The 7582-nt window shown below is 40.1% G+C and carries 10 protein-coding genes and 1 pseudogene; 7 read left to right on the top strand and 4 right to left on the bottom strand.

The genetic code is table 11. From position 1 onward, the window contains the following. Positions 1-430: 430 nt before the first annotated feature. Positions 431-676 carry a MafI family immunity protein gene (locus L0659_RS26600; protein WP_409019474.1) on the bottom strand — a complete coding sequence of 82 codons (246 nt, stop codon included), beginning with the start codon at positions 674-676 and terminating at the stop codon, positions 431-433. Between the two features lie 201 nt (positions 677-877). Here L0659_RS26600 and L0659_RS25345 point away from each other — a divergent pair, with 201 nt between their 5' ends. Further along, positions 878-1591, top strand: a complete 714-nt coding sequence (locus tag L0659_RS25345) for an aspartate/glutamate racemase family protein (protein ID WP_235129414.1) — start codon at positions 878-880, stop codon at positions 1589-1591. Positions 1592-1766: 175 nt separating this feature from the next. Here the strand turns inward: L0659_RS25345 and L0659_RS25340 are convergent, their stop codons facing one another. Both L0659_RS25340 and L0659_RS25335 read right to left on the bottom strand, forming a co-directional pair. Next, positions 1767-2165, bottom strand: a complete 399-nt coding sequence (locus tag L0659_RS25340; protein ID WP_235129413.1) for a hypothetical protein — start codon at positions 2163-2165, stop codon at positions 1767-1769. Next, entirely contained in the window at positions 2165-2416 is a 252-nt protein-coding gene (locus L0659_RS25335; protein WP_235129412.1) for a hypothetical protein, read from the bottom strand. The genes L0659_RS25340 and L0659_RS25335 overlap by 1 nt, the downstream gene beginning before the upstream one ends. A gap of 803 nt (positions 2417-3219) precedes the next feature. Between L0659_RS25335 and L0659_RS25330 the strand changes: the two genes are divergently transcribed. The 3 genes from L0659_RS25330 (at position 3220) to L0659_RS25320 (ending at position 5047) form a co-directional block, all read left to right on the top strand. Then, positions 3220-3438: a hypothetical protein gene (locus tag L0659_RS25330; RefSeq protein WP_235129411.1), complete on the top strand. Its 219-nt coding sequence runs from the start codon at positions 3220-3222 to the stop codon at positions 3436-3438. Between the two features lie 88 nt (positions 3439-3526). Continuing rightward, the gene (locus L0659_RS25325) at positions 3527-4018 is read left to right on the top strand and encodes a hypothetical protein (RefSeq protein WP_235129410.1); all 492 of its coding nucleotides are present in this window, start codon (positions 3527-3529) and stop codon (positions 4016-4018) included. A gap of 867 nt (positions 4019-4885) precedes the next feature. Further along, positions 4886-5047, top strand: a complete 162-nt coding sequence (locus tag L0659_RS25320; RefSeq protein ID WP_235129409.1) for a hypothetical protein — start codon at positions 4886-4888, stop codon at positions 5045-5047. Positions 5048-5263: 216 nt separating this feature from the next. Here L0659_RS25320 and L0659_RS25315 read toward each other — a convergent pair whose 3' ends face one another. Beyond that, positions 5264-5410 (bottom strand): hypothetical protein, encoded by a 147-nt coding sequence (locus tag L0659_RS25315; RefSeq protein WP_235129408.1) that lies wholly within the window; start codon positions 5408-5410, stop codon positions 5264-5266. A 539-nt stretch (positions 5411-5949) separates the two neighbouring features. Here L0659_RS25315 and L0659_RS25310 point away from each other — a divergent pair. From L0659_RS25310 to L0659_RS25305, 3 genes and pseudogenes are all read left to right on the top strand, one after another. Beyond that, entirely contained in the window at positions 5950-6117 is a 168-nt protein-coding gene (locus tag L0659_RS25310; RefSeq protein ID WP_235129407.1) for a hypothetical protein, read from the top strand. 156 nt (positions 6118-6273) lie between these two features. Next, the gene (locus tag L0659_RS26595; protein ID WP_409019471.1) at positions 6274-6681 is read left to right on the top strand and encodes an ArdC-like ssDNA-binding domain-containing protein; all 408 of its coding nucleotides are present in this window, start codon (positions 6274-6276) and stop codon (positions 6679-6681) included. Then, positions 6645-7142 (top strand): annotated as a pseudogene (locus L0659_RS25305) (zincin-like metallopeptidase domain-containing protein). Before L0659_RS26595 ends, L0659_RS25305 begins: the two are co-directional and overlap by 37 nt. Positions 7143-7582: the final 440 nt, after the last annotated feature.

Below are 7582 nucleotides of genomic sequence, written 5' to 3'. Positions count from 1 at the left end.
AACGGACCGATGTTAAAAAAGTGGAGACCCTCAAAAAGAAAGGTAAATGGAATATTACAAAATCGACTCGTTTACAAAATGGTGTAAATCTTAATTAAATCTGTAAGGTAAAATCAGCGTAATGCAATAGGAATTGTCCTACTATTGCTTGACATTAATTTGTAATTATTTGGGTTACAGCATTCTATGTGAAGTGTCGAATAAGCCGAAAACCGGTTTGGTCAAACGGCAAATTTTTGAGTTGATGCGGACAGGTGTTTGCTCGGAACAACAAATCCTGCTTGCAACTGGGATTTCCCATAACTTATCAAGGCGCTGGAACCGTTACTATCAGCGATTTCGAAATAAGCCGTTACTTGTTGATCGAAAAAATAACGGTGAGTGTCGCACAAGTCTGCGGAGTTTGCAGTTTTGTTTGAAATGACAATGGCTACTTTGCAGGTCGTATCAATCCTGACATAAATTCGTATTCTGGGCTCTTCAATGACAATCTACCAGCGATAGCTTCTATTTGGCCGTACAATTCCGAATCGATTAAAATGTCGTATTCATACATTTGTGTTAGGATTGTTTCGAATGCCAAACCGAGTTCATTGTGTTCAAGAAAGGAATTTGCATCAATGCAATCCTTTTCCGGTAAGCCAAGTGATTCGCACTTGAAAATTAGGTTACGCATCTCCTTCCTCAGTGATTTTCTTAGGATGGGATTGAATAGATCCACTAGTAACTTCATTATCAATGTGCAATTTTTGTAAAGTCAGGAATGCAAGGAAGGAAAAATTACTCGGAAAAGCTTTTCGCCAGCTTCTAACTTTCAGAACGTGTTCCTAGGAAAGTTTCTACCTTAGGCTTGGTTTCATTTAAACGTTACTTACAGATGGCTACCGATATCTCTTTGAAATGTATTGGCCTAATCGGTGGCCTGCCTTCAAGACCTACGGCAGAGTACTATCGCCTCATTAATCAAGCTACGCGCGATCAGTTAGGGGATTTTTATGCTGCTAGAACTTTAATGATACCTGTCGATGCAAGTTTAATTGAGCAATATCAAAATCGTGGCCAAATAGGACAAGCTCTCCAAATAATGATAGATGCTGCCCTGCGGCTTGAGCGGGACGGTGCAGACGTAATCATTATTCTGTCAAATAGCCTGCACAGTATGGCTTACAAGTTGCAAGAAAGAGTTGCAGTACCACTGTTGCATATCATTGAACCGACCGGGCAGGCCATCCAAAAGCAAGGAATAGTCAAGATTGGATTGTTATGTAGTGCTTCCTCAAAGGACACCGATTTCTACAAAGCACGTTTGCAGGACCAATTCAAGCTCACAGTAGTGGCCCCCAATTCAATAGATCAAGGCATTATTGACAATATTGTGGGTGAACAGTTCGCTCAGGGAAAGGTCTTGGCCGCGGGCCGGCAGGAATGTAGGCGGATCCTACAAGATTTAATTATTCTCGGAGCGCAAGGTATCATTTTGGGTTGTACCGAAATGGGGCTTTTGGTGTCACAGGCAGATAGCTCCGTTCCACTGTTTGATATGATGGAGCTCCATGCTCTGGCTGCGGCAGAACAATCTGTCTGTGATTAGCAGATCGGTTTGAATAGCGGTTGTCGGATATACTACATCAAAGATCCAATCCGCAGCTTAACTAATTGCTGGATCCTACCCTTCTGAATCCAATTAGAAGGGTTGAAGAAAGATAACAAGAGGTCTGTCCCAAAAAAACCATTATTGAATGCATTCAGAGTTATATAATTTGTCATCAAGCAGAATAACCTAGCATCCTGATTTGATCAACCAGCTTAAAAACATTGCCGACAGGTTCAAGCTCATCACCGAAATAGTGTTCTATGGAGCCATCATTGGATATGTGAATATGGCGTGTGCTGCCGCTTCCATATTTTTCCCATAAGGTTATATATCCGAGCTCGGAGTCTTCCACGTAGCCAAACTCTGTAGGCCCGCACCCTGCTGTTACAAGTTTGAAGATGGCCTTACAGGCACTTTCATCATTTCTGAGCTCCGTCAATGGTTTGTATTGCATGGTCCTGGGAAGGTTAGCTTTGAAGACTTCATACTGCTCGACTTTTAAAGAGCTGTAAATTCTGCCGGTCAAATTAACCATAATATGGAGTCGGGCATACATTGCTCTCAGGAACATTACATTTGTTTTTCAGGCAAGGCCAGGTAAGCTGTAATGAGGCAATCGTAAATGGTCGCTTTATTTAACCTGCCTGGATCCCTGAGTTTGAATTCAAAGAGCCTGTCAGTGTATTCATCATAGACAAAGAATAGCAACGGGTCTTCGCGTGTATAAATCTTATAGGGCTTGTTTCCAATCCATCCCATATAAGCCATAAAGTGGTCAAGCTTGAATGCTTTGATCTCCCGGATAAATTGATAATCGGTCATGCCATTAAATTTCTGGCTATTTAGGATATACCAAAGCCAACGGACGAATCCAGTTAGCCGCCGGTGGGATTGATTTAACTAACGGCAGTTCCTGAATAACTTTTTTTATGGCGGGCATCGCCATACGTGTATCTTGCAATTCTTGTCTTGCCAATTATATTCATATTATTGGGAATCTATATCTACCATTTGTTTATCGAACCAGTCGGGGATTTCAGTATGAGCAAAGTAGCAATAATGTGTCGGTTTATCTGCTTGCGACAATTTGCTTATCTTATCTTTTTACTTACATATCGTCTATAACAAATGGCAGTGTCCTCATCGCAATATTAACCCACCTTTCTGCGAATGCTACTCTGCCCATCTTTTTCTTTCCCTATCTGACTTCCCCAGAAAACGTTCTCATTGTATGGAAACTGACAATAATCCCACTTGTGCTTTTTACAGCGTATGTCGGGATTAAGAGTCGAAATCGAAGAAGTATAAGATTTAAGCCGTACTCATAGCATTTATCAATATGACCAAGTGACGTAGTTCACTGTTTAACCACTGAGTGATGCTGATTAGAGGGGTTACGCTTGCATTAACCTAGCGTAAATTGGTTTGCTGTTAACATATCATTCAGTTATACATGTATTTGGTAACAAGCCGCGCATTCCGCAATGAAAAAAACGGCGCTGTTCTATCCTGTGAAGGAAAACAGAACACCATGCCTGGCTGCCCCTTATCGCCAAAATATATGCCTGATGTGAAAATGTCAAGAAAATATTATCTTGCTCCCACAACTAAATCGAACAAGAGATATGGCCGGTGTAATGATGATCTTATTTATATATCTTGCTTTTATGTATTTTGGTAGCAAGGGAAGGCATGAATATTTCATTGTCCAAGGTAAGGATAAGTGGTTCAAAATTAGAAAAAAGGCTTGGTATGCTCCATTTTTGGAATTTTATATAGAGGATAAGTACCATGATTACGATACAGCAGAAGCTGTTTTAAGAGATTATCTGAGGAGTCATTAATAGCCGTTTCCATATCCCTCATAATAGATAGCCTACAAGGCTGTCGAGAAGATATTTTTTATATTTAACTAAACCTATAACCGCAAAAATGGCCTTACCGCTATACCACGATTACAAGCGAGGAAACCTGCTTCACCACTCAATTTTCGAAGGAATGGATTACGATGTTTTTCGAGTAGTCAGCAATGAAAATGATGAGCTGGAAATTGAGAATGTCAAAACCGGAAAAGTGGTAAAAATCCTAAGGGAAGATGATCAATACGTGAAAGCGATTTGCCTTACACCCGAGGTTTTAGATAAGCTTGGTTTTGAGGTGGTTGATAATACAGTTGAACAGAACAGGAAGTGGACACAGGATTTTGTGGAACTGGTTTCAACTGGTGAAAATGTCGTCAGCGGAATGGAAATTAAAAATACCTTCAAAGGATACAAGGTCAGAGATAGACGCTCAAATGAAGAGATAATCCTTATTGATCAAGATTACAGATATATTGATTACGTTCATGAGCTACAAAACGTCTATGACTATAATTTCAAGACAACATTAGATGTCAGACCCTTGTCAAATACGCGTCGATAACTAAATCAGCATCCTTCCTGAATTTCAGTTCTATCCCATTTGTCGAAATTCAAACAAGCGATCAGTCTCTTCATCATGGAGGAAATAATTATCTCATTCATCCTTGCTGTAAATCTTGATCGGGTTATCCCCTATCCAACCTATGTGCGGATTGTAGTGGTTAAGGTTGAATTTGTTATTTCAATTAAATTGTACATAAATCACAGCTATTATTATAATATAAAAAATGTATAAACTACTTTTTTATTCAATTAAACTCGTATAATGTTCTGACTAATAGTGTGTTAAATAAAATAGTCGTAAAACAAGTCTAAAAATTCGGCAGTTGCGGGCTGGAAGCTATTGCGGAAGGTATTATCTTTACACCCATGCCACATCGCATGAAAAAAGGTAGCCTCGATCCTAAGGGATCAAAACTACCCATCTTTCGAATAATAGATGTCGCAAACAAAATAGTGAAGTTTCTAATGGCCCTTCGAAAACTACTAGAAGCCTACCACTTATTTTGATTATTCGAATTCCCTTGGCCTTTTGGTCAGGGGTTTTTTCTTTATAGGTTCGAGTGTAAACTGATAACATGTTTAAACCTGATACCTTTATACATTCAAAGTTATAGCATTTGTAATTACAAACAAAACAACTAGTACTAATATAACTTCATATGAAGAAGCTAGTACTAGTCGACATGTGGACTTCTTGTGAGGCAAGAAGAAGTGGTGGACTTCTTATGAGCGAGTACTAATGCTGCGGTCACTGGTAAAGCGGAAGATAGTAAAGTAGCCGTTTAGGCAAACAACAACCGGCAAGATATGGAGGTTTACCCGCAGGAGTTCACGGACATAACGGCTAAAAGCACGTGTATCAATTATGCCTCAAGTGCCGTCCGCGAGCCAGAACGCGGGGAATGCCGACAAGCTGGCTGATGCGTTGCCCCAATATATAATGCTTGGATACGGAGAAAGCCGGATTAGTAAGGACCATTATAAATTTGCCCGTAAAGCCCTGGCCGCGGACGATGCCGGGAAATGAGCAACAGCTTTGTGTATTTGAAATATCAATTTTTTGATAAAATATCCTCAAAAGTAAAATGCTTATGCATGCTGGAAAGGCCGATTTTGAAAAATATTTATCAGAAATGTCATCATGTATTGACAAACAAAATATCTTTGACGCATTAAAATGGTTTATAATTATAAACTAAACAAAAAAGCCCCTGATCCACAATAGGGATCAAGGGTTTCCGAATCAGGGCAGCTGCTGTATGATCTCTATTAACTTTGCAAGGGCTTGTAGAGAAGCATAAATGAAACCAGCAATTGCTGTTGCGACACCAATGATTCGTTCGATGGGAAGCTTTAATCCACCTGGTGGTTTAGGGCTTCCTTTTTTCATGCGATGTTGCATGATGTAAAGATATGCGTTGATAGATAAGTAAAAAAGAATAATTCTGCGTGTTTTTCGGGTTATAGGGATAATCCAAAATAGGAAATTGTTAAGATTCTCGATTCCAGTTAATTAGGAATTATTAACATTAAAATGGAACTGAGAAAAATTTTAACTTGGAAATAGCTGATTTATAGGCTTGTATCAAAAAATAACATACCAATATTAAAAAACGACATATTCAGGTGATCGTTGTATTTATAATAAAATAGGAAGAACACCCCCGTTCTTAATTTTTCAATTTGATATCAAAGGCAACAATATTTTGTTATTCACGGTATCGTGAAAGAGAGTCACTCGATTATCACCCATGCTATACGCAGTCGTTTGCGGCTAACCCGGAACAGGATCCAGATAAACCCTGAAATGTCTCCATCCGAAGTTGTAGCGTTCAATCAAAAATACTTTGATATGGTAGGTGTGTCGGTTGAGAGATATCACAATCACCATGGAATAAGCTCAACTATTATGAGGCCGCCAAACTGTTTTTGTCAGCGCTCCTAAGTGATGATAACACGATCAAAACTCAGCCCTTTTGGACGGCACATAAGAATGAAATCTATGTCCTTGAAGTCCGGGGCGTTGGGCAAGCCGAATGGCACCCCATGACTGAGGAAATGCTCGGCATCGGAAGCGGCCAGAAATTAAGAAGATGAGCCATTCGGAAGCAATGGAGCTTTACCGGCAAATGTGTAAACGTGGAAGTTCTGTCAAGTTCAGGGTTTCAAAATATAAACCACAGGTATAATTGCTATATCGGAAGTTTTGTGGAAACCCAATCATACACACTATATTTTAATGGAGATTGTTAGTTGTCCCGAGACTTACACACCGAAATCACCGCTAAAATTATTGCTCAGCTTGAACAGAAAACTAGTCCCTGGCATAAGCCCTGGCAGGAAGGTGACACAAACGCCTCTTATGAGCTTCCGGTCAACATCGACAGCGGTAAGCGCTATAAGTGCATTAACATTCTGAGCGTAAGGAAACGATCAAGAAAGGATCCAAAGGCACAACAGTTGTCTATTAGGACTTCATCGAAAAGCAGAAAGAAGGTAAGGAGGAAGTCGATAAACTCCCTTTCCTTAAAACCTGTACGGTCTTTAACAGCTCACAGCTGCAATCCCATAAAGAGGCGGATCCCCTTCGCCGTCCTGCTATTAATTTCGAGCAGATCTAGCACATCGACGGTTTCATTGATAAGACCGGAGCCAAAATAACCTTTGGCGGTGACAAGGCTTATTACAGTGGAACAAATGACGATATCAAGATGCCGGATCGCAATTTATTCATCGGTACCCCAACTCAGGCAATCACAGAAAGCATCTATGCAACACTTGCGCATGAGCTGACACATTGGACGGGTCCAAAACACCGCCTGAATCGTGACATGGGTAAACGGTTCGGATGATAAGAAATATGCTGGTGAAGAATCGTGGCTGAGGTGGGTTCAGCCTTCCTCTGTGCTAACTGGGGGATTGAAGACGCGCCGCGTCTGGATTATGATCAATATATGTCACACTGGCTGCAACTGCTGTCCGAGAACAAGACGGCTATCTTTCAAGGCTCCAGCGAGGCCAGCCGTGCCTTTGAATATCTGCACAGCTTACAGGACATGATTAAGCCGACGAACGATAATTGCCGTCAGTGTATTTCACAAGGCTTTCAGATGAAAAAGTGAATATAATACTACATTCGTCTTCGAACTTTGAAATAGTAACTTTTTGACAATAAGCATGTTATAAAAAAATTATTAATAAAACAGAAAGCCCCAGACTTAAATAGTCCAGGGCTTATCTTAAAAATACTTAATTTTAAGAGTCGAATCACTTGCTAAGCTATTACCAGTAGCTTACAGATGACTAAACTCGTCATACACGGTGTATGATGAATCTTTCACTTAACCATATTGATACTATGGCAGTGCCTAAAAAGGAGAATATTGGAATTCGCTCTTCCAAATTCTTCAAGAAACACCAGCCTGTATTCGAGTTTATCGGATACATGGCCAGGACGGCCTTCTCTATGTTGATTTCATACATCAACGCAGATTAGAAAATCCTAACTAGCGTATGAATGCCTGCCTTCTCTTGAGGGTGGGCATTTTATATAACAAATTTA

This window comes from Dyadobacter sp. CY347, from assembly GCF_021502655.1.
Classification (GTDB): domain Bacteria; phylum Bacteroidota; class Bacteroidia; order Cytophagales; family Spirosomataceae; genus Dyadobacter.
This window is presented reverse-complemented; position numbering and strand designations above follow the sequence as displayed.

Excerpts from the sequence above, each read along its gene's own strand:
- L0659_RS25325 (WP_235129410.1), top strand. The coding sequence starts at position 3,527 with ATGGCCTTACCGCTATACCACGATTACAAGCGAGGAAACCTGCTTCAC.
- L0659_RS25315 (WP_235129408.1), bottom strand. The coding sequence starts at position 5,410 with ATGAAAAAAGGAAGCCCTAAACCACCAGGTGGATTAAAGCTTCCCATC.
- L0659_RS25335 (WP_235129412.1), bottom strand. The coding sequence starts at position 2,416 with ATGACCGATTATCAATTTATCCGGGAGATCAAAGCATTCAAGCTTGAC.
- L0659_RS25340 (WP_235129413.1), bottom strand. The coding sequence starts at position 2,165 with ATGTTCCTGAGAGCAATGTATGCCCGACTCCATATTATGGTTAATTTG.
- L0659_RS25330 (WP_235129411.1), top strand. The coding sequence starts at position 3,220 with ATGGCCGGTGTAATGATGATCTTATTTATATATCTTGCTTTTATGTAT.
- L0659_RS25345 (WP_235129414.1), top strand. The coding sequence starts at position 878 with ATGGCTACCGATATCTCTTTGAAATGTATTGGCCTAATCGGTGGCCTG.
- L0659_RS26600 (WP_409019474.1), bottom strand. The coding sequence starts at position 676 with ATGCGTAACCTAATTTTCAAGTGCGAATCACTTGGCTTACCGGAAAAG.
- L0659_RS25320 (WP_235129409.1), top strand. The coding sequence starts at position 4,886 with ATGCCTCAAGTGCCGTCCGCGAGCCAGAACGCGGGGAATGCCGACAAG.